25 protein-coding genes are annotated in these 26,097 nt (G+C 68.7%); 5 read left to right on the top strand and 20 right to left on the bottom strand.

Going from position 1 to position 26,097, the window contains the following annotated elements; translation table 11 throughout:
• Positions 1-109: 109 nt before the first annotated feature.
• Entirely contained in the window at positions 110-526 is a 417-nt protein-coding gene (locus VXM69_RS22260; RefSeq protein WP_034186414.1) for a VOC family protein, read from the top strand.
• 17 nt (positions 527-543) lie between these two features.
• Positions 544-1,311: a 16S rRNA (uracil(1498)-N(3))-methyltransferase gene (locus tag VXM69_RS22255; protein WP_034186446.1), complete on the top strand. Its 768-nt coding sequence runs from the start codon at positions 544-546 to the stop codon at positions 1,309-1,311.
• A 78-nt stretch (positions 1,312-1,389) separates the two neighbouring features.
• On the opposite strand, the gene VXM69_RS22250 is transcribed toward VXM69_RS22255, so the two are convergent.
• The 4 genes from VXM69_RS22250 to VXM69_RS22235 form a co-directional block, all read right to left on the bottom strand.
• Positions 1,390-2,097 (bottom strand): hypothetical protein, encoded by a 708-nt coding sequence (locus VXM69_RS22250; RefSeq protein WP_049028426.1) that lies wholly within the window; start codon positions 2,095-2,097, stop codon positions 1,390-1,392.
• A gap of 210 nt (positions 2,098-2,307) precedes the next feature.
• Positions 2,308-2,871, bottom strand: coding sequence for a barstar family protein (locus VXM69_RS22245; protein WP_034186412.1), 564 nt, complete (start codon positions 2,869-2,871; stop codon positions 2,308-2,310).
• A gap of 16 nt (positions 2,872-2,887) precedes the next feature.
• Positions 2,888-3,319: a ribonuclease domain-containing protein gene (locus VXM69_RS22240; RefSeq protein ID WP_034186411.1), complete on the bottom strand. Its 432-nt coding sequence runs from the start codon at positions 3,317-3,319 to the stop codon at positions 2,888-2,890.
• 376 nt (positions 3,320-3,695) lie between these two features.
• On the bottom strand, positions 3,696-6,038 hold the full coding sequence (locus tag VXM69_RS22235; protein ID WP_269465996.1) for an NADP-dependent malic enzyme: 2,343 nt from the start codon (positions 6,036-6,038) through the stop codon (positions 3,696-3,698).
• A gap of 134 nt (positions 6,039-6,172) precedes the next feature.
• Between VXM69_RS22235 and thiL the strand changes: the two genes are divergently transcribed.
• Genes thiL through VXM69_RS22220 form a run of 3 tightly spaced genes read left to right on the top strand, consistent with a single transcriptional unit; the run spans position 6,173 to position 8,238 of the window.
• Positions 6,173-7,171, top strand: coding sequence for a thiamine-phosphate kinase (thiL, locus tag VXM69_RS22230; RefSeq protein WP_059558041.1), 999 nt, complete (start codon positions 6,173-6,175; stop codon positions 7,169-7,171).
• Positions 7,161-7,706, top strand: coding sequence for a phosphatidylglycerophosphatase A (locus tag VXM69_RS22225; protein ID WP_034186408.1), 546 nt, complete (start codon positions 7,161-7,163; stop codon positions 7,704-7,706). Before thiL ends, VXM69_RS22225 begins: the two co-directional genes overlap by 11 nt.
• A 31-nt stretch (positions 7,707-7,737) precedes the next feature.
• Complete coding sequence (locus tag VXM69_RS22220) at positions 7,738-8,238, top strand: CinA family protein (RefSeq protein ID WP_034186407.1); 501 nt, start codon at positions 7,738-7,740, stop codon at positions 8,236-8,238.
• Between the two features lie 35 nt (positions 8,239-8,273).
• Here the strand turns inward: VXM69_RS22220 and VXM69_RS22215 are convergent, their stop codons facing one another.
• From VXM69_RS22215 to VXM69_RS22140, 16 genes are all read right to left on the bottom strand, one after another.
• A complete protein-coding gene (locus VXM69_RS22215) occupies positions 8,274-9,332 on the bottom strand; it encodes a haloacid dehalogenase-like hydrolase (RefSeq protein WP_367190167.1) in 1,059 nt (352 codons plus the stop codon).
• A 195-nt stretch (positions 9,333-9,527) separates the two neighbouring features.
• The gene (pyrF, locus tag VXM69_RS22210; protein ID WP_034186405.1) at positions 9,528-10,370 is read right to left on the bottom strand and encodes an orotidine-5'-phosphate decarboxylase; all 843 of its coding nucleotides are present in this window, start codon (positions 10,368-10,370) and stop codon (positions 9,528-9,530) included.
• A gap of 39 nt (positions 10,371-10,409) precedes the next feature.
• A complete protein-coding gene (locus VXM69_RS22205; protein ID WP_367190166.1) occupies positions 10,410-11,471 on the bottom strand; it encodes an aldose 1-epimerase in 1,062 nt (353 codons plus the stop codon).
• Positions 11,472-11,522: 51 nt separating this feature from the next.
• The gene (locus tag VXM69_RS22200; protein WP_034186403.1) at positions 11,523-12,320 is read right to left on the bottom strand and encodes an SDR family NAD(P)-dependent oxidoreductase; all 798 of its coding nucleotides are present in this window, start codon (positions 12,318-12,320) and stop codon (positions 11,523-11,525) included.
• A 28-nt stretch (positions 12,321-12,348) separates the two neighbouring features.
• Complete coding sequence (gene araH, locus VXM69_RS22195; protein ID WP_034186402.1) at positions 12,349-13,365, bottom strand: L-arabinose ABC transporter permease AraH; 1,017 nt, start codon at positions 13,363-13,365, stop codon at positions 12,349-12,351.
• Between the two features lie 69 nt (positions 13,366-13,434).
• Positions 13,435-14,946, bottom strand: coding sequence for an L-arabinose ABC transporter ATP-binding protein AraG (gene araG / locus VXM69_RS22190; RefSeq protein WP_124670813.1), 1,512 nt, complete (start codon positions 14,944-14,946; stop codon positions 13,435-13,437).
• Positions 14,947-15,014: 68 nt separating this feature from the next.
• Positions 15,015-16,010, bottom strand: coding sequence for an arabinose ABC transporter substrate-binding protein (locus VXM69_RS22185; protein WP_049030988.1), 996 nt, complete (start codon positions 16,008-16,010; stop codon positions 15,015-15,017).
• 102 nt (positions 16,011-16,112) lie between these two features.
• Positions 16,113-16,892, bottom strand: coding sequence for an SDR family oxidoreductase (locus VXM69_RS22180; protein WP_367190199.1), 780 nt, complete (start codon positions 16,890-16,892; stop codon positions 16,113-16,115).
• The gene (locus tag VXM69_RS22175; protein WP_049030986.1) at positions 16,892-17,569 is read right to left on the bottom strand and encodes a 2-dehydro-3-deoxy-6-phosphogalactonate aldolase; all 678 of its coding nucleotides are present in this window, start codon (positions 17,567-17,569) and stop codon (positions 16,892-16,894) included. The genes VXM69_RS22180 and VXM69_RS22175 overlap by 1 nt, the downstream gene beginning before the upstream one ends.
• Positions 17,570-17,591: 22 nt before the next feature.
• Positions 17,592-18,617, bottom strand: coding sequence for a 2-dehydro-3-deoxygalactonokinase (locus VXM69_RS22170; RefSeq protein ID WP_034186398.1), 1,026 nt, complete (start codon positions 18,615-18,617; stop codon positions 17,592-17,594).
• On the bottom strand, positions 18,614-19,513 hold the full coding sequence (locus VXM69_RS22165; protein WP_034186397.1) for an IclR family transcriptional regulator: 900 nt from the start codon (positions 19,511-19,513) through the stop codon (positions 18,614-18,616). Before VXM69_RS22165 ends, VXM69_RS22170 begins: the two co-directional genes overlap by 4 nt.
• A 349-nt stretch (positions 19,514-19,862) precedes the next feature.
• Positions 19,863-20,264: an EF-hand domain-containing protein gene (locus VXM69_RS22160; RefSeq protein WP_367190165.1), complete on the bottom strand. Its 402-nt coding sequence runs from the start codon at positions 20,262-20,264 to the stop codon at positions 19,863-19,865.
• An 82-nt stretch (positions 20,265-20,346) separates the two neighbouring features.
• Positions 20,347-21,957, bottom strand: a complete 1,611-nt coding sequence (locus VXM69_RS22155) for a S10 family peptidase (protein WP_367190164.1) — start codon at positions 21,955-21,957, stop codon at positions 20,347-20,349.
• A 426-nt stretch (positions 21,958-22,383) separates the two neighbouring features.
• Positions 22,384-23,121, bottom strand: coding sequence for a monofunctional biosynthetic peptidoglycan transglycosylase (mtgA, locus tag VXM69_RS22150; RefSeq protein ID WP_034186394.1), 738 nt, complete (start codon positions 23,119-23,121; stop codon positions 22,384-22,386).
• A 14-nt stretch (positions 23,122-23,135) separates the two neighbouring features.
• On the bottom strand, positions 23,136-24,002 hold the full coding sequence (gene aroE / locus VXM69_RS22145) for a shikimate dehydrogenase (protein WP_034186393.1): 867 nt from the start codon (positions 24,000-24,002) through the stop codon (positions 23,136-23,138).
• A complete protein-coding gene (locus tag VXM69_RS22140) occupies positions 23,999-26,086 on the bottom strand; it encodes an RNB domain-containing ribonuclease (protein WP_226251553.1) in 2,088 nt (695 codons plus the stop codon). The genes aroE and VXM69_RS22140 overlap by 4 nt, the downstream gene beginning before the upstream one ends.
• Positions 26,087-26,097: the final 11 nt, after the last annotated feature.

Raw genomic sequence — 26,097 nt, 5'->3', positions numbered from 1 at the left:
CGGCCGCATCGTTCCGTTTTTCCCGTGGGGTTGCGCATGGTTCGCCGTGCGAAACGCGGAACCGGAATGACCCGGATGCAGCGCCCACCTGGTCCCACAGGAGATTTTCATGACCGATCCACGTCCGGCCAACGTGCCTTGGTTGACGCCCTACCTGGCCGTACGCAACGCGCGCGCGGCCATCGATTTCTTCAAGGCCGCCTTCGGCTTCGCGCTGCGCGACGTGCACGACGAGGACGGTGCGATCATGCACGTCGAGATGACCTACCGCGGCCAGCTGATCGTGATGTTCGCGCCCGAAGGCGCGTTCGGCTCGACCGCGCTCACGCCGAGAAGCGCGAACATGACCGCGCCGCAATCCTTCTATCTGTATGTCGACGACGTCGACGCCACCTGGCAGCGCGCGCTCGACGCGGGCGCGAAATCGCTGAGCGCGCCGCAGGACCAGTTCTGGGGCGACCGCTTCGCGCAGATCGAGGATCTCGACGGCTACCGATGGGCGCTTGGACACCGTCTCGACGCATGACCGACACCGCAACACGCATGAACGAAGCCACCACCACCGCGGCCGTGCCGCGCTTTTTCGTCGACGCCGCGTTGCGCGCCGACGCCACGCTCGCGTTGCCGGCCGACGTCGCGCGCCACGCCCAGGTGCTGCGCCTGCAGCCGGGCGACGTGCTCGCGCTGTTCGACGGCACCGGCGGCCAGTACCGCGCCCGGCTCGTCGAGATCGACAAGCGCAACGCGATCGCGCAGATCGAAACGTTCGAACCGGCCGAAGCCGAGCCGCCCTATCGCGTGACGCTCGCGCAGGGAATCGCCGGCGGCGACAAGATGGACTGGGTGATCGAGAAGGCCGTCGAGCTTGGCGTCGCGGCGGTCGTGCCGCTGTCGACCGCGCGCGGCGTCGTGAAGCTGTCCGGCGAACGCGCGGACAAGCGCGTCGCGCACTGGCGCGGCGTCGTGCGTGCGTCGTGCGAGCAGTGCGGACGCAACCGTGTGCCCGACGTCGCGCCGGTCGCCGGCTTCCATACGTGGCTCGACGCGCTGCCGGCCGCACCGGCCGACGGCGAACTGCGGCTGCTGCTGTCGCCGCGCGCGAGCATCCCGTTCGCGTCGCTGCCCGGCACGCCGCCCGCCGCCGCCGTCACGCTGCTGATCGGCCCCGAGGGCGGGCTGTCGCCCGACGAGGAAAACGCGGCGCGCGCCCGCGGCTTCACCGCGCTGTCGCTCGGGCCGCGCGTATTGCGCACCGAAACGGCCGGCGCGGCCGTGCTCGCGGCGCTGGCCGCGCGTTGGGGCGGGTGGTGACGAGCAGGGTGTGCCGCCGCGAGGCAGCACGGCCCTTCCCCGCTCGCACGCGACGCGGACGCCGCGGTTCGTCGCACGTTACTTGTCGCTCGACGAGCCGTGCGGCATCGAATCGGACAACGCGTCGACCACCGGCGTCAGCACGTCTCCCGGACTACCGGTCGTCCAGCCGCCTTCCTTGAGGCTGTAGATGTCGATCTTGCCCGCCACCGGATGCGTCACCGGTGCATCGTCCAGCACCTGCGCGATGCCCGAGAAGATCGTCTTGAGCGACGCAATGCGCGCCGCCTCGCTCTTCAGGCGCCGATTCGGCCCCAGCTTCGCCTCCAGCGCCTTCGCGCCTGGCCCCGCATCGGCCACGCGACACGCGAATTCGACTGTCGCGATCGTCGCGCCCTCGACGTCCGGGTTCGGTTGCTGCGATGACCCGGTCGTCTTGCATGTCGAGCGATTGAGCGCGCGCTGATACGCGGCGGCCATGCTCTCGACCGACGGGCGCAACGCGGCACTGGCCTTCGGCGGCATCGGCGCCAGTATCCCGTCGGCCATGTCCCTGCGCATCGACTCGCCCATCGTCGACAGCACGCCGATGTCGAGCGCGTCCTTGCCGCTGTAGCTCTCACGAACCGCGTCGTTGAATTCGCGCGCTTTCGACACGTCGCCGTTGACGAGCGCGCCGATGTAAAGGTCGACGGTCTGCTCGGGCGTCAGCGGCGCGGCATGCGCGGCGCCGGCCGCGACCAGCAGGGGCAGCACGACGGCGCGTGCGGAACGGGAAATATTCATGGGAAGACAGCCCTCTCTCGATGGTTTGTTGTACGCACCCGGTGCGGCGGCTGCCACAGCCAGGCCGACCGGATTGTCCCGAAAAACGGCGCCGGATGAAAGGCGGATGTCGGCAAGCGGCGCGCGCACCGGCCCGGACGCATCGCGCAGGCGCAAAAAAGCCCGCTCGAGGCGGGCTTCCTGCCGGATCGGCCGCGGGCCGGTGCGTGCTTACGCGAACGAGTAGAACACGCGGAAGGCGACCTTGCGCTCGGCCCAGAACTCGGCCGCCTCGCGGAACACGTCGAGCAGCGTCTCGCGCCCTTCCTTGTCGAATTTCTGCGCGATCGGCAACCCTTCGAGAACGATCACGAAACCGGGCTGCGCGCCGGCCTTCGCGACGAGGTCGGTCAAGCAGTCGTACAGTGCATCGTAGTTCTTCCCGAAATGCTTCGGGAACAGGAACGACGTCGCGATCGTTTCCATCACTTCCTGCTTCGACTGCGCGGCGCCGCAATACGCGAACAGGAAGTGCTGGCCGAGCCGGGTGGCTTCGTCGGCGAGATCCTGCACGCGGAACGCGCGGATCGACTGCACGAGATTGGGTCGCACGGTCGTGAAAAGGCTCATAGGCTCCTCGTTCGATGAAAGCCCGGGTTCGGCTTCCTGTTGCTCCGGCGTGCTGCCAGCCTGCGCCGCCGCGTGCAGCTGGATCACGCGCTGAAACAGATTGCCGTCGCCGGCAGCGAACAGATCCGCCGCCGCCGTATCGTGCGCGTAGATGGAGTCGCTCATGCCATTCGTCCCGAAGTCATTCAACAATACGTTTAAAACTGTTGTAGTGGTCGCCCGTGTAGTAACAGTTGTCGATCCGGCGCAAGGGCCCGCCACAGACGATCCGGCGCGCCCCGCGATTGCGGGCACGCGGCGTCGGCACCGTGTACTCATGGTAGTAGCCGCGCTTCGCCTTCGGCAGGATCCGCTCGCGGTTGCCGAATACGACGCCGTCTTTCTCGTACGGATAGGGGCCGCCCGCGCCGATCAGGCCCAGCGTGGTCACGGCCTCGCGCGGAAGACTGGCAACCGGAATCGTATCGAGCCCGCTGGCGGCCACGTCGGCCGGAACGGCCTCCCGTGCGTAAGCGGCGGAAACCAGACTGCCCGTCGGCGTGCCGACGATACCCATCGCGAACATCGCGAAGACGGACGCGAGCGCGCCGTTGCGGAGCCACTTGCGTGCCATGAACCAGGGTTCCCGCTGTTAAATCAAGTAGTTGACGACCAACAAAGGCGTTAGCGTAGCGTTATTGGCCGCGCGAATCAATGTCCGTTTGGGAATCGAAAGCGTCGCGATACCCGGAATCGCGCATTTCTTACCGAAATTACACTACATTTATCTTACATAGGATAAAATCCGGATGGCATCTCGCTGTTGGCAGGACCTGCCTCCCTGCCGCGCTCGCTGTCTGGAGTGGAGAGATGCTGCTTGTTGCTTGCGGGAAGCGCGTTTGCGCCCTGCCCGGCGGCGTGCCCGTTGCGGGCACGCCTCTTTTTGCTTTTGTTTACAATTTTCCCGACGCGCCACGCCGGTTCGACCGGCCTGGCGCGTTCGTTTTGGCTCAGCGCGCCGCGTTCACGTCGGCGACCAGCAGCGCCGCCATGTTGACGATGCGGCGAACGGTCGCCGATTCGGTCAGCACGTGCACCGGCTGCGCGGCGCCCAGCAGGATCGGCCCGATCGCGATGTTGTTGCCGGCGGCCGTCTTCAGCAGGTTGTACGCGATGTTCGCGGCGTCGATGTTGGGCAGGATCAGCAGGTTCGCTTCGCCTTCCAGCGTCGATTCCGGCAGGATTTCCTTGCGCAGCGCGGCGTCGAGCGCGACGTCGCCGTGCATTTCGCCGTCGACCTTCAGCTCCGGCGCGGTTTCCTGCAGGATCGCGAGCGTATCGCGCATCTTCTTCGCCGAAGGCGCGTTGCTCGTGCCGAAATTCGAGTGCGACACCAGCGCGACCTTCGGCTCGATGCCGAAGCGGCGCACTTCCTCTGCCGCCATGATCGTGATCTCGGCCAGTTGCTCCGGGGTCGGATCGACGTTCACGTGCGTGTCGACGAGGAAAATCTGGCGGCCCGGCAGCACGAGGCCGTTCATCGCCGCGTACACGCTGCAGCCCGGGCGCTTGCCGATCACCTGGTCGATGAAGTGCAGGTGGCGGTGCGTGGTGCTGATCGTGCCGCAGATCATCCCGTCCGCTTCCCCCTTCTTCACCAGCATCGAGCCGATCAGCGTCGTGCGGCGGCGCATCTCGACGCGCGCGAGCTGCTCGCTGATGCCCTTGCGCGCCATCATCTTGTAGTACGTCTGCCAGAAGTCGCGGTAGCGCTCGTCGTGCTCGGTGTTGACGACCGTGAAATCGGTGCCCGGCGTCAGGCGCAGGCCGTAGCGCTGGATACGGTGCTCGATCACCGACGGGCGGCCGATCAGGATCGGCTTGGCCAGCTTCTCGTCGACGATGATCTGAACGGCGCGCAACACGCGCTCTTCCTCGCCTTCCGCGAACACCACGCGCTTCTTCTCTTCCGACGCGGCGCGCGCGATCTGGAAGATCGGCTTCATCGTCGTGCCGCTGTGATACACGAACTGCTGCAGGTGCTGCTTGTAGGCTTCCATGTCCTCGATCGGGCGCGTCGCGACGCCGCCGTCCATCGCGGCCTGCGCGACGGCCGGCGCGATCTTCACGATCAGGCGCGGATCGAACGGCTTCGGGATCAGGTATTCGGGCCCGAACGACAGATCCTGGATGCCGTACGCGGTCGCGACGATGTCGCTCTGCTCGTGCTGGGCCAGCTCGGCGATCGCGTTGACGGCCGCGATCTCCATTTCACGCGTGATCGTCGTCGCGCCGACGTCGAGCGCGCCGCGGAAGATGAACGGGAAGCACAGGACGTTGTTGACCTGGTTCGGGTAGTCGGTGCGGCCGGTCGCGAGAATCGCGTCGGGGCGCACTTCGAGCGCCGCTTCGGGCAGGATTTCCGGCGTCGGGTTCGCGAGCGCGAGGATCAGCGGACGCTCGGCCATGCCCTTCACCATCTCCTGCTTCAGCACGCCCGCCGCCGACAGGCCGAGGAAGATGTCCGCGCCGTCGATCACTTCGGCCAGCGTCCGGGCGTCGGTTTCGCGCGCGAAACGCTCCTTGTCCGGATCCATCAGCTCGGTGCGGCCCTTGTAAACCACGCCGGCCAGGTCGGTCACCGTGATGTTCTCGAGCGGCAGGCCGATGTCGACCAGCAGGTCGAGACACGCGAGCGCCGCCGCGCCCGCGCCGGAGGCGACGAGCTTGACCTTCTTGATGTCCTTGTTGACGACCTTCAGGCCGTTCGTGACGGCCGCGGCCACGACGATCGCGGTGCCGTGCTGGTCGTCGTGGAACACCGGGATCTTCATTCGCTTGCGCGCTTCGCGCTCGACGATGAAGCAGTCCGGCGCCTTGATGTCTTCCAGGTTGATCCCGCCGAAGGTCGGCTCCAGCGCGGCGATCACGTCGACGAGCTTGTGCGGGTCCGACTCGTTCAGCTCGATGTCGAACACGTCGATGCCCGCGAACTTCTTGAACAGCACGGCCTTGCCTTCCATCACCGGCTTCGACGCGAGCGGGCCGATGTTGCCGAGACCGAGCACCGCCGTGCCGTTCGTGACGACGCCGACCAGGTTGCTGCGCGCGGTGAAGCGCGCGGCGTTGAGCGGATTCTCGACGATCTCCTCGCACGCGTACGCCACACCCGGCGAGTACGCGAGCGCGAGGTCGCGCTGGTTGATCATCTGCTTGGTCGGGGCGATCGCAATTTTCCCGGGCGTCGGGAATTCGTGATAGTCGAGTGCGGCTTCGCGGAGCTTGGCTTTGGAGGAGGCTTGGGTGGACATGTGTCTCGTGACGGGCGGATTAGAATAACTGTTCGACGGCATTGTAGCGCCAATCATCGGCCGCCAGACCGGCGATTCGGGTGCAACAGCCGCGACAAAAATGTACCGGATGGTGCAGAAGCGCCGCCGTTCGCCTCGTACAATGCCGTTCCTTCAACCGTTCCGGATCGCCCGACGTGCCAGCCGCCCTCTCCGAGTTTTCGCTGATCGAACGCTTCTTCACGCGCCGCGCCGCGCAGGGGGCGCGCGCGTCGACGCTCGGGATCGGCGACGATTGCGCGCTGATCACGCCGCGATCCGGGAAATTGCTGGCCATTTCGACGGACATGCTGGTGGAAGGCCGCCATTTCTTTCCCGATGTCGCGCCCGACGCGCTCGGCCACAAGACGCTCGCGGTCAACCTGTCCGATCTCGCGGCGATGGGCGCCGAACCGCGCGCGTTCACGCTCGCCTGCGCGCTGCCGCGCGCCGACGCGGCGTGGCTCGAGGCCTTCAGCAACGGGCTGTTCGCGCTCGCCGAGCGCTACGGCTGCGAGCTGATCGGCGGCGACACGACGAGCGGGCCGCTGAACCTGTGCGTGACCGTGTTCGGCGAAGTCGCGCCCGACGCGGCGCTGCGGCGCGACGCCGCGCGCGACGGCGACGACGTGTGGGTGTCCGGCACGCTCGGCGACGCCCGCGCGGGCCTCGGCGTCGCGCGCGGCGAATGGGCGGCCGGCGCGGCCGAAGCGGCCGCGTTCCGGCGCGCGCTCGAGCGGCCCGAGCCGCGCATCGCGCTCGGCCTGGCGCTCGCGGGCGTCGCGCACGCGGCGCTCGACCTCTCCGACGGCCTCGCCGGCGACCTGCAGCACATCCTGACGCGTTCGAACGTGCGCGCCGAGATCGACGCCGACGCGGTGCCGCGCTCGGCCGCGCTCGCGACGCTGCCGCCCGACGTGCAGCGCCGTTGCACGCTGGCGGGCGGCGACGACTACGAACTGTGCTTCACCGCGCCGGCCGCGGCCCGCGCGGCGGTCGAGGCGGCCGGCGCAACGGCCGGCGTGCCGGTCACGCGAATCGGTACAATACGCGCGATGTCCGCGCCGTCGGCGCTCCCCGCGATCGCGTGGCACGACGCCGCCGGCGCGCCCCTCGCTCTCACGTTGCACGGCTTCGACCACTTCCATGCAGACTGACCCGACGCCCGCGCCTGCCGCGGCCGAGACCGGCGCCGCACCCGACGCGCCGCAGCGCGTGACCGCGCGCTTCATGCTGTCGCACCCGGCGCACATCGTGTCGCTCGGTTTCGGCAGCGGGCTCGCGCCGATCATGCCCGGCACGTTCGGCTCGCTGTTCGGCTGGCTGACGTTCGTCGTGCTCAACCGCTACCTGACGGTGCCCGAATGGTGGGCGCTGATCGCCGTCGGCTTCGCGGCGGGCACGTGGATCACCGGTTTCACCGCGAGGAAGACGGGCAGGTCCGATCCGGGCGCCGTCGTCTGGGACGAGATCGTCGCGATCTGGCTCGTGATGCTGTTCGTCACGCCGGCGACCTTCATCGGCCAGCTGTGGGCGTTCGTCGCGTTCCGCTTCTTCGACATGCTCAAGCCGCCGCCGATCCGCTATTTCGACCGCCGCCTGAAAGGCGGGCTCGGCATCATGGCCGACGACCTGGTCGCCGCGTTCATGACGCTGCTCGTGATCGCCCTGTGGCGCTCCGTCGTCGGCTGACCGATTTCCCGACTCCCGTATCCCGACGCGCATGCCAACCGATTCCGTCGTCCATCAGCTTGCGATCCGCGCAGGCAACAAGCTGCGTGACGAGCACCTGACGCTCGCCACCGCCGAATCCTGCACCGGCGGGATGATCGCCGCGGCGATCACCGACATTTCCGGCAGCAGCCAGTGGTTCGAGCGCGGGTTCGTCACGTACTCGAACCAGGCCAAGATCGAGATGATCGGCGTGCCGCCCGACCTGATCGACAAGCACGGCGCCGTCAGCGAGCCCGTCGCGCGCGCGATGGCCGAAGGCGCGCTGCGCAACAGCCGCGCGCAGGTCGCGCTGTCCGTCACGGGCATCGCCGGCCCGGCCGGCGGCAGCGAGAAGAAGCCGGTCGGCACCGTGTCGTTCGGCTGGAGCAACCGGCTGCATACCGACGTCGAGACGCTCGTGTTCAAGGGCGACCGCGAGCAGATCCGCACGCAGGCGGCCGCGCATGCGCTGCGCGGGCTGCTGAAGCTGCTCGACGAGCGCGAAGGCTGACCGGGCCGGGGCGCGCGACGCGCCCCGCTTGCCGCTTACTGGATCGCGTCGGGCTTCACGACGATCCAGTTCTTGTCCGCCGTCACCGGCAGGCCGAGCGATTTCTGCTTCGCGGCCGATTCGTCCGACCACGCGCGGATCTGCGTCATCTGCTTGTCCTTCTTGTTGACCCACACGCGCACGCCGCCGCGCGCGACGTCGGTCGCGTTCAGCAGCATGTAGCCGTCGGACGCCGGCGTGTCGCCCGCGACCAGCACCGGCTTCTTCCACTGGTCGATCCAGCCGACGATCGAACCGAGCTTGCCTTCGTACCACGTCATCGGGTTCATCAGGAACGGCGTGATCACCAGGCTGCGGTTCGCCGCCTCGTCGTACTTGCCGGCCTTGATCTGCAGCCGCGACGTCGTCAGCGCGCCGGTCGCCGGGTTGCGCAGCAGCGTCGTCACGCCGATCACGTTCTGCGGCTTCACGTGGTAGCCGTACTTCGGGTCGGACAGCACGAGCCGCGCGAGCTCCTCGTGCGCGGCCGTCATCACGTAGACGTCGATGCCGTTCTCGCGCAGCGCGGTGTACAGCTCCTGCATGCCGCGGAAGAAGCGCGGCGGGTTCATCGCGCCGTCGACCACCTTGTCGCCCTGCCAGTAGCGGACCGGAACCGGCTTGCCGTCGGCGAGCATCGCGTCGACGTGGCGCTTCAGATCGGCGAGCGACTGCCCGGCGAACGCCTGCGCGATCCACGGGTAGCAGACGAGGTCGTCGATCTCGCACAGCCGGTAGTAATAGCTCGTCAGCGACTCCCGGTAGTCGGCGGAATCCTTGAACGGGATCAGCTTCAGCGACGGGTCGAGCGTGTCGCGCGTCAGCACGCCGCGGTTCTCGAGGTACGGCAGCAGCGATTCCTCGAGGTCGTAGCGGTAGGTCGTGTTGTCGGCGTCGAACACCGCGTAGTCGCCGCGGTGCGCGTGCGCGGCGATCATCGCGTTCAGCGCCTTCGCGCTGTCGGCCGGCCAGTGCGACAGGTCCGCCGCATGGGCGAACGTCATGCACCACGATGCGGCGAACGCGCTCAGGACACGGCGGGACAGCTTGGGCATGGCGTCACTCCCTTTCTTGACATTTTCGTTACAGATCGATGACAAGCGGCAGCATCGCGCGAATGAACGGCGGGCATGCGGTGCGGAAGCGACGGGAAGTTGTTCGTGTGCGCCAGCGCGGCACACACGCGATGAAGGCGCGCGGCCCGCGGGCGCGGGCGCGGCCGGTGGCCGCCCGAACGGGCGGCCGGCATGTCAGCGATGCGCGTTGATCGTGTCGCGCGTCTTCTGCGCGGCGAGCGCCGCGGCTTCGGCGAAGTCCTCGCCCTTGCTCGCGTACAGGATCGCGCGCGACGAGTTGATCATCATGCCGGTGCCGTCGGCCGTGCGGCCCGCGCTGACGGTCGCCTGCACGTCGCCGCCCTGCGCGCCGATGCCGGGGATCAGCAGCGGCATGTCGCCGACGATCCCGCGCACGATCTCGATTTCCTTCGGGAACGTGGCGCCGACCACGAGGCCGAGCTGGCCGTTCCTCGCGTTCCACTTGTTCGCCGCGAGGTCGGCGACGACCTGGTACAGCGGCCGGCCTGGATGGCCGGCCCCGCCCGTTTCGAGGAACTGCAGGTCGGAACCGCCCGGGTTCGACGTGCGGCACAGCACGATCACGCCCTTGCCTTCGTGCTCGAAGTACGGCTCGACCGAGTCGTAGCCCATGTACGGGTTCACCGTGACGGCGTCCGCGCGATAGCGCTCGAACGCTTCGCGCGCGTACTGCTCGGCCGTGCTGCCGATGTCGCCGCGCTTCGCGTCGAGGATCACGGGCAGGCCCGGATGCTGGAGGTGGATGTGCGCGATCAGGCGCTCGAGCTGGTCTTCCGCGCGATGCGCGGCGAAGTAGGCGATCTGCGGCTTGAACGCGCTCGCGTACGGCGCGGTCGCGTCGACGATCTGCCGGCAGAATTCGAAGATCGCGTCGGGCTGGCCGTCGAACTGCACGGGAAAGCGCGACGGCTCGGGATCGAGGCCGACGCACAGCAGCGAGTCGGTGCGCTGCCACGCGGCGCGCAGCGATTCGATGAAAGTAAGCGGGGAAGACATGGCGGGTACTCGCGGCAAACCGTTGGTAGACCGCGTATTTTACCCGCGTCGCCGGCGTCCCTCGCGTGTCGCGGCATGGCCGCGTGCATCGGCGCGTTCGACGGTGAACGCGAAGCGCCGCGTGAGGCGCTCGCCGGGCGCGAGCAGCGTCATCCCGTGCGCGGCCGCGCCGCCCGGCAGGTTCACCGCATTGATCGGATGATCGACCGGCTCGAAGCAGAAGAAATCCTCGCCCGGCGGCGTGTAGAGCACGTACGCGTCGGCGTCCGCCGCGACGGTCAGCGACAGCCCGCGGCGCGGCCAGCTCACCGTCGCGTGGCCGCCCCAGCCGGTGAACGCGTGATTGACGAGCGCGGCCGGCAGCGGATACGCGACGCCGAACTGCCAGGCCGGCGGCACGCTCACGTGCCGCACCGGCAGGAAATCGGCGCCGGACAACCACAGCCCGCCGGCCGCCGCAGCCAGCTCGGTCACGCTGTCGCGCACGAGAAACGGATGCACGCCGAGCCCGAACGGCAGCCGCGCGCGCCCCGCGTTCTCGATCGTCAGCGCGATCGACAGCGTCGCATCGTCGAGTTCGAACGACTGGATCGCGCGGAACGCATACGGCGCGCCGCCCGCGCGGTCGAGCGACAACTGCAGCGTCGTGCCGGTCGCATCGTCCACCTGCCACGGCGCGAGCCAGCCGTCGCCGTGGATCGGCAGCGGCTCGTCGCGGCGGTTGCGCGGCACCGCGATCTTGCGCCCGTCGCATTCGAAGCGCCCGTCGCCGATCCGGTTCGAGTAAGGCAGCAGCGGATAACACGCGAGCTCGTTCGGGTCCGTCGCCGTCTCCGGGTGCTCGCAGCGGCGGAACACCGGCATCAGCGCGCCGTTGTCGCCGCGCCAGTCGAAGCGCGCGATGCCGCCGCCGAGGTGCGGCAGCACGTCGAGCCGCAACGACGCGTTCGACAGCGTGATGGCCGCCGCATGCGCGGCGCCGACGCCCTGCGCGAACGCGGCCGTCTGCGGGCCGGGGCTGACCGGCTGCGCGGCGGCGGCCAGGCGCGCGCGGCGCGACTGGCTGGTGGACGACGATGCGTGCGAGGACGGGGCGGTCATGGCGAACTCCTTTCCTTCGTCGAGGAAACGATGCAGGTCGGTGCGAACGGGTCAGGCCCAGCCGCCGTCGACGATCACGTCCTGCGCGGTGATCATCCGGCTGTCGTCGGCCGCGAGAAACAGCGCCATCCGCGCGAGGTCGGCCGGCAGCAGCTCGGCGTCGATGCACTGGCCGGCCTTGATCGCCGCGCGGCCCGCGTCGTCGAGCCACAGCCGGCGCTGCTTGTCGGTCATCACCCAGCCCGGCACCAGCGAATTCACGCGGATGCCGAACGGGCCGAGGTCGCGCGCGAGCCCGCGCGTGAGCCCCTGCACGGCGGCCTTCGCCATCACGTAGACGGGATAACCGCCGTTTTTCAGCATCCAGCTGATCGAGCCGAGATTGATGATCGCGCCGCCGCCCTGCTGCTTCATGTCGTCGATCACCGCCTGCGCGGCGAAGAACTGGTGGCGCAGGTTCACCGCGATGCCCGCGTCGAACGCGTCGGGCGTCACGTCGCCGATCGCGTGGCGCGCGTCGTTCGCCGCGTTGTTCACGAGCACCGCGATCGCGCCGATGCGCGCGCGGATCGCGTCGATCGCACGGCGCAGCGCGTCGATGTCGGTCAGGTCGCACTGGATGAACAGCGGCGCGTGGCGCACGTGCGCGAGGCTGTCCGCCAGCGCGGCGCCCGCGGCCGCGTCGAGGTCGACGAACGCGACGCGCGCGCCCTGCGCGGCGAAGTGCTCGACGAACGCCGCGCCGATGCCGGTCGCGCCGCCCGTGATCAGCACCGCGCGATCCTCGAGGCTCGGGTATCGCGCGTATCGCGCGGCGCTCGCGCCGTGCGCGGAAGTGTCGATGGTCATGCGGTTCGTCTCCGTGGAAACCGATCGGTCAATCGCGTACGCCGCGGTTCTTCAGCTGGTCGAGCAGCACGGCCGCGAGCAGGATCGCGCCGCGCACGAGGTACTGGTAGAACGCGTCGATGTTCAACAGGTTCATCACGTTCTCGACGGTGCCCATGATCAGCACGCCGATCACGACGCCGGAGATCGTCGCACGGCCGCCCATCAGCGACACGCCGCCGAGCACGCACGCGGAAATCACGTTCAGTTCGAAGCCCTGCGCGGCGTTCGGCTGGCCCGACGTGATGCGCGATGCGAGGATCACGCCCGCGAGCGCCGTCACCGCGCCCTGGATCAGGAAGATGTAGACGCGCGTGCGTTCGACGTTGATCCCCGCGAGCCGCGATGCCTCGGGGTTGCCGCCGATCGCGAGCGTGTTGCGGCCGTATACCGTCTGGTTCAGCAGCACGCCGAACGCGATGAAGCACAGCAGCGTGACCCAGATCGGCAACGACACGCCGAAGAGCGTGAGCCCGCCGAGCGCGATGAAGGTATCCGACGACACGCCGACCGCCTGCCCTTTCGACACGATGAAGCCGAGCCCGCGCACGATCTCCATCGTCGCGAGCGTCGTGATCAGCGCGTTGATGCGCAGGTACGCGATCACCGCGCCGTTCACGAAGCCGATCGCGGCGCCGGCCGCGACCGCCGCGACGATCGCGACGAACGTGTTGTCGGTCGCGTTCAGCACCATCGCGCACAGCACGCCGGAGAACGCGACGGTCGAGCCGATCGACAGGTCGAAGTCGCGCGACGCGAGACAGAACATCATCGTGCACGCGACCATGCCGATCTGCGAGATCGACAACGCGAGGCCGAGCATGTTGTCGATCGAGAAGAAATGATCGACCGTCAGCGACATCGTGATGAACATCACCGCGAAGATCGCGATCAGGCTGTATTCGGTCAGGTGCTGCCACCACTTCTGGCGGTCGCCCTGCTGTGGAACCAGCGCGTCGGCCGTCGGCTTCACGGCGGCGCTGGCGAGGTTTTCGTTGACTTGCATGGTGTGTCTCCTGCTCCTGCTTCGCGCGGCCCGCGCCGCGCAGGTTCGATTCGATTGTCGCCGGTCGCGTCAGGCTGCCTCGACCGCGCTCGTCTGCGGCAGCGCGAGGCTCAGCACCGCGTGCTCGTTCGCCCGTTCGCGCGGCAGCTCGCCGGCGATCCGGCCTTCGCGCATCACGACGATGCGGTCGGACACGCCGAGCACTTCCGGCAGCTCCGACGACACCATCACGATCGCGCAGCCGCGCTCCGCGAGCCGGTAGATCACGTCGTAGATCTCGTGCTTCGCGCCGACGTCGATCCCGCGCGTCGGCTCGTCGAGGATCACGACCTTCAGGTCGGGCTCCGCCAGCCAGCGCGACAGGATCGCCTTCTGCTGGTTGCCGCCCGACAGGAAGCGGATCTTCTGGCGCCGGTTCGGCGTCTTGATCTTCAGCCGCTGGATGAAGCGGTCGGCCGTTTCGCTTTCGGCCTTGCGGTTGATGAACAGCCCCGCGCGCAGCGAATGGCGGCGGCAACTGATGTTGATGTTCTCCGCGACCGACGCGATCGCGATGATCCCTTCTTCCTTGCGGTCCTCGGGGCACAGCACGATGCCGTGGCGGATCGCGTCGCCGGTGCGCTTCACGTCGATGCGCGCGCCGTCGAGCGTCAGCACGCCCGCGCGCCGGTGGTCCGCGCCGTACACGAGCCGCATCAGTTCGCTGCGGCCCGCGCCCACCAGCCCGAAGAAGCCGACGATCTCGCCCGCGCGCACCGAGAAGCTTGCGGGTGCGCGCAGCGCATGGCCGTCGATGCCTTCGGCGGAGAACCGCACGTCGCCGAGCGCGCGCGGCGCGTAATGGTAGATGTCCGAAATCTCGCGCCCGACCATCTCGGCGACGAGCCGTTCGCGCGGCACGTCGGCGAGCGACTCGTGCGACGCGATCTTGCGCCCGTCGCGGAAAATCGTGCACGCATTGCAGAGCCGGTAGATCTCGTCCATCCGGTGCGAGATGTAGATCAGCGCGCGGCCCTGCGCGCGCAGGTCGTCGACGAGCTTGAACAGCACCTCGGTCTCGCGATGCGACAGCGAACTGGTCGGTTCGTCGAGCGCGATCACGCGCGCATTGCGCATCAGCGCCTTGCAGATCTCGACCATCTGCCGCTGCGCGATCGACAGCCGCCCGAGCTTCGCGTCGGGGTCGAGGTCGACGCCCATCGCCGCGAGCCGCTCGCGCACGTAGCGCTTCGCCTCGCGCTTCCTCACCCAGCCGAACGCGTTCGGCAGGCGGCCGAGCAGCAGGTTTTCCGCGACCGTCAGGTCGGGGACGTACTGCAGCTCCTGGTGAATCACCGCGATGCCGGCCGCGATCGACGCGGCCGCATTCGCGAACTGCACGGGCTGGCCGTCGACCAGCACGCTGCCCGCATCGGGCTGGTATTCGCCGCCGAGAATCTTCAACAGCGTCGACTTGCCCGCGCCGTTCTCGCCCATCAGGCCATGCACTTCGCCCGCCTGCACGTCGAACGAAATGCCGTCGAGTGCGCGCACGCCGGGAAATACCTTGCCGATATTGTCAAAACGCAGTGCCGCTGACACGTCGTCTCTCCACTTCCGAAATCGATCGACCGCCGGCCGCCGCATCGCCGCGGCAGCCGGCGGGCCGCTTACTTCGACGCGAGCCCCATCTCGTCGCGTACCTTCGACACGTTGTCGCGCGTCGCGAGCATGCCCGTCGTCAGCGTCAGCGGCGGCGGCGCCTTGCCCTGCGTGATCCACGTGTACATCAGGTCCGAGGTTTCCTCGCCGTGGCGCTTCGGGCTGATGATCACGGTGCCGTAGAAGCCCGTCGGCTGCGGCTTCTTGAACTCGTTCAGCGCCGAGTCGGACCCGCCGATGCCGATGCCGATCATGTTGTCGGCCTTGAAGCCGCGCCCTTCGGCCGCGCGTACCGCGCCGAGCACGGCCTCGTCGTTCAGACCGTACGCGACCCAGTGCTTGAACTGCGGGTTCTTCGTGAGCGCGATGTTCGCCGCGTTGAACGCGTTTTCCGTGTCGGTCTTCGCCTGCGGCGCCGCGATCACGTTCGCCTTCGGGAAGCCGGCGGCCACCAGCGCGTCGGTCGCGCCGCTCGTGCGGTCGTGCGCGGTCGGCAGCTGCTCGTAGGTGATGTCGATCGCGCCGACGTCCTTCATGTCCCAGCCGCGCTTCTTGATCTCGGCCGCGATGCCGTCGCCGACCTGCTTGCCGATGTTGTACGCGGAGATCCCCATGTGCGGCACCGACTCGATCGGCTTGCCCGCGCCGTCGACGAGGCGGTCGTCGACCGTCATCATCTTCAGGTTGTGCGACTTCGCCTTCGCGACGATACCCGGCCCGAGCTTCACGTCGGGCGTGCAGATGATGAAGCCCTGCGCCTTCTGCGCGGACAGGTTGTCGATCGCGCTCATCACCTTCTCGCCGGACGGCGCGCCGATCTTCACGAGCGTGAAGCCCTTTTGCTTCGCCGCGATTTCGGCGAACTTCCACTCGTCCTGGAACCACGGCTCTTCCGGCTGCTTCACCAGGAAACCGATCTTGACCGGGTCGGCCGCGTGCGCGACCGGGCTGCCCATCACCACCGCGGCCGCGGCCGCCAGCGTTACGAACGTTCTGCGTTTCATCTCCAGTGTCTCCTTGTTTTCATCGAACAGGATGCAGCCGCTTGTTGGTTTCGACGCAGCGTGCGCGCGGCCGTCGCACGTGCGGTCTTTCGAATCGTTGCGTCAGTCGTGGTACAGCGCCGCGCGCCCGCCGTCGACGGTGATGCAGGCGGCATTGATGAACGGTGCCTCGTCGGACGCCAGGAACACGGCCGTCATCGCGACCTCCTCCGGCCGGCCGACCCGCTTCATCGGCTGCAGCGCGAGCGTCTCGGCGCGCGCGGCGGCCGGATCGGGTTGCGCGTCCCACCAGTCGCGCGTGAGCTGCGTCTCGATGTAGCCCGGCGCGATCGCGTTCACGCGCACGTTGCGCGCCGCGTATTCGATGCCGAGCGCGCGCGTGAGACCGAGCACGCCGTGCTTCGCGACCGGGTACGGAAAGCAGCCCGGGATGATCCTGAATGCATGCGTCGACGCGATGTTCACGATGCTGCCGCGGCCACGCTCGACCATTCCCTCCAGCGCCGCGCGGCAACCGTGCCACACGCCGTCGAGATCGACCGCGAAGCAGCGGCGCCAGTCGTCGTCGGTCATCGTCAGCGGATCGGCGAACACGTTGATGCCCGCGTTGTTCACGAGCACGTCGAGCGGACCGAACGCCGCTTCGGTCCGCGCGAGCGCATCGCGCACCGCATCCTGCCGCGCGACGTCGGCCTGCAGCGGCAACACGCGTGCGCCGTCGAATTCGCGCGCGATCGCGGCGGCCGTGTGCTGCGCCTGCGGGGAGTCGAGATCGACGAGCGCGACGGCCGCGCCCTCGCGAACGAACGCGCGGGCGATCGCGGCGCCGATACCCCGGCCCGCGCCCGTCACCATCGCGACCTTGCCCGCGAGGCGGCCCATCATGCCGCTCCGCCGCGCGCGACGCGCAAGCCGGCCTGGAACGCGCGCGCGTTCGCCGCCGTCGTGTCGGCCGACTGGCCGGGCCGGTACAGCGCCGAGCCGAGGCCGAAGCCGTTCGCGCCCGCGTCGAGGAACGGCGCCATGTTGTCGGGCGAAATGCCGCCGACCGGGATCAGCGGCACCGCGCGGTCGATCACCGCGCGCCATGCCTTCACGACCGGCACGCCGAGCTGTTCGGCCGGGAACATCTTCAGCACGTCGGCGCCGTGCGTCAGGGCCGCGAACGCCTCGGTCGGCGTCGCGACGCCCGGTGCGCTCGCGAGGCCGCGCTCGCGGGCGCGGCGGATCACCGCCGCGTCGCTGTGCGGCATCACGATCAGCGCGCCGCCCGCGTCCTGCACGCGGTCGACGTACTCGGCACGCAGCACGGTGCCCGCGCCGACGATCGCGTCGTCCGGCAGCGCGCGCCGCAGCGCCGCGATGCTGTCGAACGGATCCGGCGAGTTGAGCGGCACTTCGACGATCCGGAAGCCGGCCTCGTACAGCGCGCGGCCGTGGTCGGCCGCCTCGGCGGGCGTGATGCCGCGCATGATCGCGATCAGCGGACACGCGTCGAACGCGCGCATCAGGGCGGCGTGGGGCGTGTACGGCGCGGGCAAGGTCAGGTCGGACGACATCGAAGATTCCTCTGCAAGCAGTTCATTGGTCGGCGCAGACGGGCTCGCCGTCCGCGCGCACGAGCCCGGCACGCGACGCGATGCGCCACAGGCCGCGCTCGGTCGCATGCGCGGCAACGCGCGCATGCGCATGGCCAAATACCTCGAGCGCGTCGACGTAGCGCGCGCACAAGCCGTCGTCGCCGATCAGCAAGAGCGGCTGGTCCGCGAGCGCGATGCCGCGCTCCGCGAGCATCGCGTCGAGCGCATTGAGTTCATGGCCGATCAGCAGGCCCGACAGGTAGTCGCCCTGCGCATCGGGCGCGAGCCGGTCGGTCAGCCCCAGCGTGCGCGTGCTGAAAATCGTCGCGAGCAGCCCGGTGCGCTGCGCGCCGCGCGCGACCGACACGCCGCGCACGAATGCGTCGCGGTCGGGCGAGGCGCCCGCGCGCATCGTGCGGCCGAGGATCGTGTGATCGCGCAGCACGGCAAACAGCTCGCCCGTCATGAAGGTCTGGAAACGTTCGATCAACCCGTGCTTCACCCACGCCCATTTCGCATGCGTGCCCGGCAAGCCGATCAGTACCCCTGAACGATCGGCGCCAAGCGTGGGATCGCTCGCGAGTGCGCCGACGATCTGCGTTTCTTCGCCGCGCATCACGTCGGGCAGTTCGCCCGTCGCGATCACGCCGGGCACGATCGAGACCGTCGCGCCGCGCGACGTCGTCACCGTGATGAGGCCCGCGACGAGCGCGTCGGCGCCGGCCGGCACCGCGACGTACGGCGCCTCGCGCCAGCCCTGCGCGCTGCCCACCATCCCGGCGGCAAGCACCGGCAGGCCGGGCGTGCGGTCGAGCCAGTCGCCGCACGCTTCCTCGAAGACGGCGTCGAACGCGCGCGCGCCGCCGCCCGGCACATGCATCACGCCCGCCGCGCGGCTGCGCGTGTCGAGCAGCGCGCCGCGCGCGTCGTACAGGTAGGCGCGCAGCGACGTCGTGCCCCAGTCGAGCGCGATCAGCGACGGAAAGGCGGTGCTGGCGTCCGGAGCGGGCCGGGTCGAAGTGGTCATCGTTTGATCCTGCGGGTACCCTGCGGCGGGCTCCAGCCCAGTTCCGCGGAAATGGCTCGCGCTTCGCGCTGCACGAGCGGAATCAGTTCGTCCATCCGGTCGTGCGGCATGTACGGAATGGTGCTGGCGACCGACACGGCCGCGACGATCGCGCCCGACGCGTCGCGGATCGGTGCGGCCACGCAGCGGATCGACGCCTCGTTCTCCTCGAGGTCGAACGTATAGCCGCCGGCCGCGTAGTGGGCCATGCGCTGCAGGAACGCGCTCGTCTCGGGCCGGTTGTCGGGCTTGAAATTGACGCCGGCCAGCGCGCGTCGCGCGGCCTCGAACAGCGAACGCCACAGGTCCGGATCGAGGTCGAGCATCATTGCCTTGCCGATGCCGGTCGACGCGAGCGGCATCCGGTGGCCGACGCGCGAGCGCATCTCGAGGCCGCGCGTGCCGGGAATCTTGTCGATGTACAGCACGTCGTCGCCGTCGCGCACGCCGAGGTGGATCGTGTCGAGCGTCGCTTCCGCGAGCGCTTCGAGATGCGGCCGCGCCACCGCGGTGAGCGGCATCTGCTCGAGCGCGATCGTGCCGAGCTCGATCAGCTTCGGGCCGAGCAGGTAGCCGCCCTGCACCTGGCGCAGGTAGCGCGCCTGCACGAGGCTGCTGACGAGACGGTGCGTCGTGCTGCGCGTCGTCCCGAGCGCCGCGCCGATCGCGCGCATGTCGCGCGCGCCGTTCGCGATCGCCTCGAGGATCGCGAGGCCGCGCAGCAGCGTCTGCGTGCCGGCCTGCTGCGCGGCGAGATCGAGCGGCGTGCTGGTCGCGCCGATGCTGTCGGTCAGCGAGACATCGGCCGGCGTCGCGCGCCGGGCGTCGAGGGCAAGGGAATCGGGCATCTTGGTCATGGAACGGGCTTCTTCAACGGAATCGGTGAAGCCGCACGCGCGGCGCCGGAACGAGGTCCCGTGCTGCGGCGTGGCGGCGGTCGATGCACCGAGTAAAGCGCCCGGCGAACTTCATGGAAGGTGTCTCCGTGTGCGACGGGCGCCGCGCGATGCGTGGGTCCGAAGCTGTCGATGTGCTTCGGATTGTAGGAGCGCGCGCACTCGGCTCCAATATTTGAATGCGTTGTCCAGATAATGAGAATCCGGCGGAAACCGGCCGCGGGTGCGAGGCAACGGCCGCGCCATGAACACGGGGGCGGAACCCGCCGTGTCGCGGGTTCCGCCCCCGTTGGTTCACGATCCGCCGCGCTTACTGCTGGCTGCTCGTGCTGCGTGCCTGCATGTAGCGCTGCACGTCGGCGAACGACACGCGGCCGTTGCCGCCCGCATCGATCTGCCGGAAGTGATTCGCGACATAGCCGAGGCCGGCCGCGCGCGCCTGCGACTCGGTGATCGAGCCCGTGTTCTGCGTGTCGGCCGCGCTGAACTGGCTCGCGAGCTTGCGCACCACCTGCGCATGCAGCGCGGCGCCGGTCGTCTGCGTGCCGGCGGTCGCGCGGCGCGCGGCCGGCGGCACGTACGGATCGCCGAGCTGCGCCTGGCGCGCACGCGCCGGTGCGATGGAATCGCTCGCCTGCGCGAACGCGGATACGGATGCTGCGGCGCCGACCCATGCGAGCGCCGCGGCAACGACGATGAAACGGTTCTTCATATCAGGCTCCAGTCTGGAATGAGGTCGTCGACGGACGGCGGACGGCGCCCTCGCGGGCGCCCGACGCCGGCCCGGCGCTGCATCAGTGCGCGGCCGCGTTGTAGAAGGTCACGAGGTCGGCTTTCTCCTGCGGACGCGACGTATCGTCGAGATAGACCATGTGTCCGCCCTGATAGTCCTTGATCGTCAGGTTCGGCTGCGTCCCGAGCCGCGCGAGGTCGAGCTCGGTCTGGTAGAACGGCGTCGCGATGTCGTGATACCCGTTCAACGACAGCACCTTCAGCTGCGGGTTCAGCGTCAGCGCCGCGGCGAGGTCGGGAATCGTGTCGGGCATCGCGAGCCCGTCGTGCGTCCAGTCCCACGTGTTGATCGCGTTGCTGCTCACCGAGTAGGCCGACTGCGCGGTGTACTTCAGTTCGTTCGGCAGGTAGCGGCCGATCGTGTCGGTGAACGGCTTCGTGATGAACGAGCTCGACGGATCGCCGTCCGCCGCGAGCGGGCTCGACACGGGCACGTTCACGCGCGCGTCGTAGCGGCCGATCAGCGTGCCCGGGACCAGCGACAGCTGGAAGCTGTTGTCGAAGAAGGTCGGGATCACGTTGAAGTCCGCATTCCACAGCGACTGCTTCACGCCGGTCGCATTCACCATCGTCGTCACGAGGTTCGGCGGCGGCGGCGTATGGCTCGCGAGGTACGCGTTCACGGCGGGCGCGTAGCTGCCGGCCGTCAGCAGGCGCATCTGGTCCGCGTACTGCGGCAGGTTCGACGGGTTCGGATTGTCGAGCTGATAGTACGCGCCGACGGCCCCGTACGACGGCACGAAGCCCGCGCAACTCACCGGGCTCGCCCCGTTGTTCGAGTTGCCGACGTAGTCGCTCGCCATGTCGCAGTTCGTGTTGTAGTTCAGGATCGACGACTGCAGCACGATGCCGTCGAGCTTCACGCCGGCCGTCTCGAGCAGGTTCGCGAGCACGTCGGTGCGCGGCGTGCCGTACGATTCGCCGAACAGGTATTTCGGCGAACCGGTGCGCTGGTTCACGGTCAGGTAGCGCGTGACGAAATCGCGGAAGGCGCCGCCGTCCTGGTCGACGCCCCAGAACGTCTGGTTCGTGTTCGGCGCGATCGCTTCGGAAAAGCCGGTGCCGATCGCATCGACGAACACGAGGTCGGTCGTGTCGAGCAGGCTTTCCTGGTTGTCGACGAACGGGAACGTCGACGTATTCGCGTTCGGGTCGCCCGTCTGGATCCGGCGCGGGCCGAACGAACCGAGGTGCAGCCACACCGATGCCGAGCCCGGGCCGCCGTTGTACAGGAACGTGACGGGCCGCTTCGCCGCGGGCTGGTTGTCGGCCGTGTAGGCGACGTAGAAGAACGAGGCTTCGGGCGCGCCGGTCTGCGGATTGCGCGCGACGAGGTGGCCGGCCGTGGCCGTGTAGCGGATCGTCTTGCCGTTCAGCGTGATCTGGTGATGCGTGACGGCGGCCTTTTCAACCGCGGCGGCGGGGTCGAGCGACGCGTTCGCGCTCGACGAATAACTGTTCGGATCGTTGTAAGCCTGGTCCGCCTGACCGGCGGGATCGGCTGAATTGGCGGCGTTCGCAGCGGCGGACGATGTCACGTCGTCGTTGCAGGCCGTCAGGATCAGCGAAGAAAACACTACCCCCAACAACAGCTTCGCTTTGCTCGCTGGCATCGTTGCTTTCCTTCTCTCGGATGTTTTTTGTGTCGAGCAGCCGGATAAGCCGCCCCCCGCCTCGCTTGCGGCCGATGAGCCGAGGCGCTGGCCAATATACGCGAGCCCGTCAGCTTTGAAAAATTTTGAAATATTTGGCCGGCCAAGGGTGCGGCGCACACCTTTCAGGAATGCTTCGAATCGTGAAACGTTGCATTTCACGTCGCTTTCATCGGCTTTCGCGTTTACCCGCAGCGACTAAAAAAGGGCGAAATTCGTGCCATGCAGGCAAACAAAAACGCACGGTCGCCCGCATTGCTCAGGAAAGCGAAATAGACGAATTCGTCTAACGGATGTGGCCCGACATGCGCGCGACACGAATGCGTTGCGGCGCAGCAATGGCGCACGGGCGACGGAACGGACAATGCGACGGCGCGCTCGCGCCGCTCACTCCGATTGCGGCAGTTCGGCCGTCCCCATCCGGCGCGCGATGACCGCCGCGCGCTGTGCCTGGTAGGCCGAGCCGCGATGCGCGTCGAACCAGCGCGGCTTCGGCAGCATCACCGCGAGACGCGCCGACTGCCATGCACCGAGCCGGCTCGCGGGAACCTTGTAGTAATAGCGTGCGGCCGCCTCGGCGCCGTACACGCCGCGGCCCCATTCGACGGAATTCAGGTAGATCTCGAAGATGCGCTCCTTGTCGAGCACCGCTTCGAGCATCCACGTGATGATGAGCTCCTGCCCCTTGCGGATGTAGCTCTTCTCGCGCGACAGGAACAGGTTGCGCGCGAGTTGCTGCGTGATCGTCGAGCCGCCCGCGACGATCCTGCCGCGCGCCTTGTTCTTCTCCCACGCCTGCAGGATCGCGTCGACGTCGTAGCCGTTGTTGGTCGCGAAGGTCGCGTCCTCGGACGCGATCAGCGCGCGCTTCAGGTTGCGCGAGATCTGGTCGTACGGCACCCACTGGTGCTGGATCTGCGCGGGCGGCGTCGCGCGCGACAGCCACCACGCGTCGGTGCGCATGAACGCGGTCGAGCCCGGGTTCACGAACGACCACAACGCGATCTGCGCAAGATAGAACAGCTGCGTCGCGAGCCACGCGAGCGCGAACACCGATCCCGCATAGGCGATCCAGCGAGCGAGGCTCACCGATCGCGTGCGCTGCGTGCTGCTCACCGCCACCACGTGCCGCGCTCCGGTCAGCTCGCCGCGAGCGCCTGGCGCAGCGCGGCCAGTACCGGTGCGCCGTCCGGCCGCACGCCGCGCCAGATGAAGAACGATTCGGCCGCCTGTTCGACGAGCATCCCGAGCCCGTCGGCCGTGCGCGCGCCGAGCGACGCCGCGTGCTGCATGAACACGGTCGGCTGCGCGCCGTACATCATGTCGTATGCGAGCGTGCCCGCGCCGAACGCGGCCGCGTCGCATTCCGGCAACGCGGCGTCGAGGCTGCCGGCCGTCGCATTGATCACCACGTCGTACGGCTCCGCGCGCACGACGTCGGGGCCGCCGCCCGCGAGCGTGCAGCCCGCATCGTGCGCGGCCTGCATGAACTGGCCGACGAGTGCCTCGGCCTTGCTCGCGGTGCGGTTCACGATCGTGATCGACAGCGGCGCGCGGTCGAGCAGCGGCAGCACGACGCCGCGCGCCGCACCGCCCGCACCGAGCAGCAGGATGCGCGCGCCCGCGAGCGACACGCCGAGATTCGCTTCGATGTCGCGCACGAGGCCGACGCCATCGGTGTTGTCGCCGTGAATACGGCCGTCGGCATCGATGCGCAGCGTGTTCACCGCCCCCGCCGCCGCCGCGCGCGGCGACAGCGAGTCGGCCAGCGCATGCGCCTCGAGCTTGAACGGCACCGTCACGTTCGCGCCGCGGCCGCCTTCGGCGACGAAGGCGCGCACGGCGGCTTCAAAGCCGTCGACCGGCGCAAGCCGGTGCGCATACTCGATCGGCTCGCCCGTCTGCGCGGCGAACTGCGCGTGGATGAACGGCGACTTGCTGTGCGCCACCGGGTTGCCGAACACGACATAGCGGTCGGCACCGCTCGTCGACACCGCCGCGGTCATGATGCGCGCCCTTCTTCGCCGTCGTTGCCGTTCGCGGCTTCGCCGCCCGCCTCCGATGCCGCGCCGTCCGCTTCGGCCAGCGCTTCGGCTTCGGTTTCCGCCGACGCGTCTTCCGCGTCGACCAGCGTGTCGTCGCCGCCTTCGGCGTCATCCTCTTCGTCGGCCGCGTCGCCGCTCGTCACGGTCGGCGCGTCGAGCACGTTCAGCAGGCGCACCGACGCCTCGATCGTCAGCTCGTCGAGCGACATCACGTCGAGCAGCACGCGCGTGCCGCGCGCATGCACGCCGAGCCCCGGCACATGCAGCAGCAGCGGAATGTCCTCCAGGCGCACGAGATCACCCTTCACGACGCTCGCGACCACCTGCTTCTTCTGCTCCTGCGCGAGCCAGCGCAAGCACCAGAAGTACTCCATGCGGCGCTGGTAATCGGCATAGGCCGTATAGGTATCGTCGAAACCCTGCACGACCGCGTACAGGTCGGCGTCCTTCGGCTTGAACGGCGCGGCGAGCTTCGCGGTGACGCCATGCTGCACGCACGCGAGCAGCTGCCACTGGTTCACGAGGTCGACGTAGCGGCGCAGCGGCGACGTGCTCCATGCGTACTGGGCCACGCCGAGGCCTTCGTGCGGCGCGGCCGTCGTCTGCATCCGCGTGCGCTTCGGGCCCGGCGCGCCGAAGCCGCGCTGCGAGCGATAGATGCCCGGCACCGTGTGGTCGTGCAGGAACGCGCCCCAGGTCGAGTTCGCGAGGATCGCGAGCTCCGACACGATCAGGTCGAGCGGCGACCCGCGGCGACGCGGCGTGATCGACACGTGCTCGCCTTCGACGTAGAAGTTGTAGTCGGTGTTGCGCTGCACCTCGCGCTTCAGGCCGTAGCCCGCGCGGGCGACCTGGCGCCTCTCAAACAGCGCCTGCGCGAGCGGCCACAGCACGGCGATGTCGTCCTTGTGCGGATAGTCGCCGGTGCCGGCCGCGAGCGTCTCTTCGGTGACGAGCTCGTCGAGCGTGTTGTGGCGCAGGTTGTTCTTCACGAACACGAGCTCGGCGCGCGTCTCGTTCGCGACGATCTCCTGCGTTTCGCGGTTGACGATGATGTACAGCGACAGCGCCGGACGGTAATCGCCCTCCTTCAGCGTGAACACGTCGACGACGTCGTCCGGCAGCATCGTGATCTTGTCGCCCGGCATGTAGACGGTCGACAGGCGCGTGCGCGCGATCGCATCGACCGCGTCGCCGCGCACGATGCCGAGCGCCGGCGCCGCGATGTGCACGCCGATCCGCACGCGGCCGTCGGACAGGTGCTCGACCGAGAACGCATCGTCGATCTCGGTCGTCGTGATGTCGTCGATCGAAAATGCCTCGACGTTCGCGCGCGGCAGATCGTCCGGCAGCGGGCCGACCGCGACGGGCGGAAAGCCCGTGCCGTGCGGGAAGAATTCCGCGAGGAAGCGCGCCTCGTGCAGCGCACGCGGCGACGCGATGCCGCCGCAGTCGAGCATCAGCCGCGCCGGCGACACGCCGCGCGCGCCGGCCGCCGCTTCCATCGCCTTGTATTCGATCGCGTTCTTGTCTGGCCGCGTCAGCAGCCCGAGCACCTTGCCCGCGAACGCGTCCGGCAGCTTGCCGGCCTTCAGTTCCTCTTCGTACTGCGCCTGGACCAGCGCCTGCTGGCGCTTGCGCTCGAGCGACGCGAGCGCCATCTTGAGCTGCTCTTCCGGCGCGCGCTGATACTGGCCGCGCCCCTTGCGGCGGAAGTAGACGGGCGAGCCATGCAGCCGCAGCACCAGCGCCGCGCGCTCGACCGGGCCGTAGGCCGCGCCGAAATACTCGGCGGCCAGCGCCGTATACGCAAACTCGTCGGCCGGCGCGCATTCCCACAGGAAATCCAGGTCGATCTGCTGCGCGGCCGTGTCGGCCTCCTGCATCAGCTCGCTCGCGGCCGGCTTCTCGAATTCGATCAGCACGTCTTTCGCGCGGACCTTCGCGCGCCGCCCGCCGGGCAACTCGACCTGAAATGCATCGCCCTGGCGCGACAGCACGCTGCCCGCCTTGAAACTGCCCGATTCCTCGAAGAAAACGTTCACTCAGTACTCTC

Origin of the sequence: Burkholderia sp. Ed8 (genome assembly GCF_040761425.1) — a bacterium.
Taxonomy (GTDB): Bacteria; Pseudomonadota; Gammaproteobacteria; order Burkholderiales; family Burkholderiaceae; genus Burkholderia; species Burkholderia seminalis.
Note: the sequence above shows the minus strand (reverse complement) of the source record. Positions and strands in the feature narration are given on the sequence as shown.

Excerpts from the sequence above, each read along its gene's own strand:
- VXM69_RS22260 (WP_034186414.1), top strand. The coding sequence starts at position 110 with ATGACCGATCCACGTCCGGCCAACGTGCCTTGGTTGACGCCCTACCTG.
- VXM69_RS22255 (WP_034186446.1), top strand. The coding sequence starts at position 544 with ATGAACGAAGCCACCACCACCGCGGCCGTGCCGCGCTTTTTCGTCGAC.
- VXM69_RS22250 (WP_049028426.1), bottom strand. The coding sequence starts at position 2,097 with ATGAATATTTCCCGTTCCGCACGCGCCGTCGTGCTGCCCCTGCTGGTC.
- VXM69_RS22245 (WP_034186412.1), bottom strand. The coding sequence starts at position 2,871 with ATGAGCGACTCCATCTACGCGCACGATACGGCGGCGGCGGATCTGTTC.
- VXM69_RS22240 (WP_034186411.1), bottom strand. The coding sequence starts at position 3,319 with ATGGCACGCAAGTGGCTCCGCAACGGCGCGCTCGCGTCCGTCTTCGCG.
- VXM69_RS22235 (WP_269465996.1), bottom strand. The coding sequence starts at position 6,038 with ATGCCGTCGAACAGTTATTCTAATCCGCCCGTCACGAGACACATGTCC.
- VXM69_RS22225 (WP_034186408.1), top strand. The coding sequence starts at position 7,161 with ATGCAGACTGACCCGACGCCCGCGCCTGCCGCGGCCGAGACCGGCGCC.
- VXM69_RS22220 (WP_034186407.1), top strand. The coding sequence starts at position 7,738 with ATGCCAACCGATTCCGTCGTCCATCAGCTTGCGATCCGCGCAGGCAAC.
- VXM69_RS22215 (WP_367190167.1), bottom strand. The coding sequence starts at position 9,332 with ATGCCCAAGCTGTCCCGCCGTGTCCTGAGCGCGTTCGCCGCATCGTGG.
- pyrF (WP_034186405.1), bottom strand. The coding sequence starts at position 10,370 with ATGTCTTCCCCGCTTACTTTCATCGAATCGCTGCGCGCCGCGTGGCAG.
- VXM69_RS22205 (WP_367190166.1), bottom strand. The coding sequence starts at position 11,471 with ATGACCGCCCCGTCCTCGCACGCATCGTCGTCCACCAGCCAGTCGCGC.
- VXM69_RS22200 (WP_034186403.1), bottom strand. The coding sequence starts at position 12,320 with ATGACCATCGACACTTCCGCGCACGGCGCGAGCGCCGCGCGATACGCG.
- araH (WP_034186402.1), bottom strand. The coding sequence starts at position 13,365 with ATGCAAGTCAACGAAAACCTCGCCAGCGCCGCCGTGAAGCCGACGGCC.
- VXM69_RS22185 (WP_049030988.1), bottom strand. The coding sequence starts at position 16,010 with ATGAAACGCAGAACGTTCGTAACGCTGGCGGCCGCGGCCGCGGTGGTG.
- VXM69_RS22180 (WP_367190199.1), bottom strand. The coding sequence starts at position 16,892 with ATGGGCCGCCTCGCGGGCAAGGTCGCGATGGTGACGGGCGCGGGCCGG.
- VXM69_RS22175 (WP_049030986.1), bottom strand. The coding sequence starts at position 17,569 with ATGTCGTCCGACCTGACCTTGCCCGCGCCGTACACGCCCCACGCCGCC.
- VXM69_RS22170 (WP_034186398.1), bottom strand. The coding sequence starts at position 18,617 with ATGACCACTTCGACCCGGCCCGCTCCGGACGCCAGCACCGCCTTTCCG.
- VXM69_RS22165 (WP_034186397.1), bottom strand. The coding sequence starts at position 19,513 with ATGACCAAGATGCCCGATTCCCTTGCCCTCGACGCCCGGCGCGCGACG.
- VXM69_RS22160 (WP_367190165.1), bottom strand. The coding sequence starts at position 20,264 with ATGAAGAACCGTTTCATCGTCGTTGCCGCGGCGCTCGCATGGGTCGGC.
- VXM69_RS22155 (WP_367190164.1), bottom strand. The coding sequence starts at position 21,957 with ATGCCAGCGAGCAAAGCGAAGCTGTTGTTGGGGGTAGTGTTTTCTTCG.
- aroE (WP_034186393.1), bottom strand. The coding sequence starts at position 24,002 with ATGACCGCGGCGGTGTCGACGAGCGGTGCCGACCGCTATGTCGTGTTC.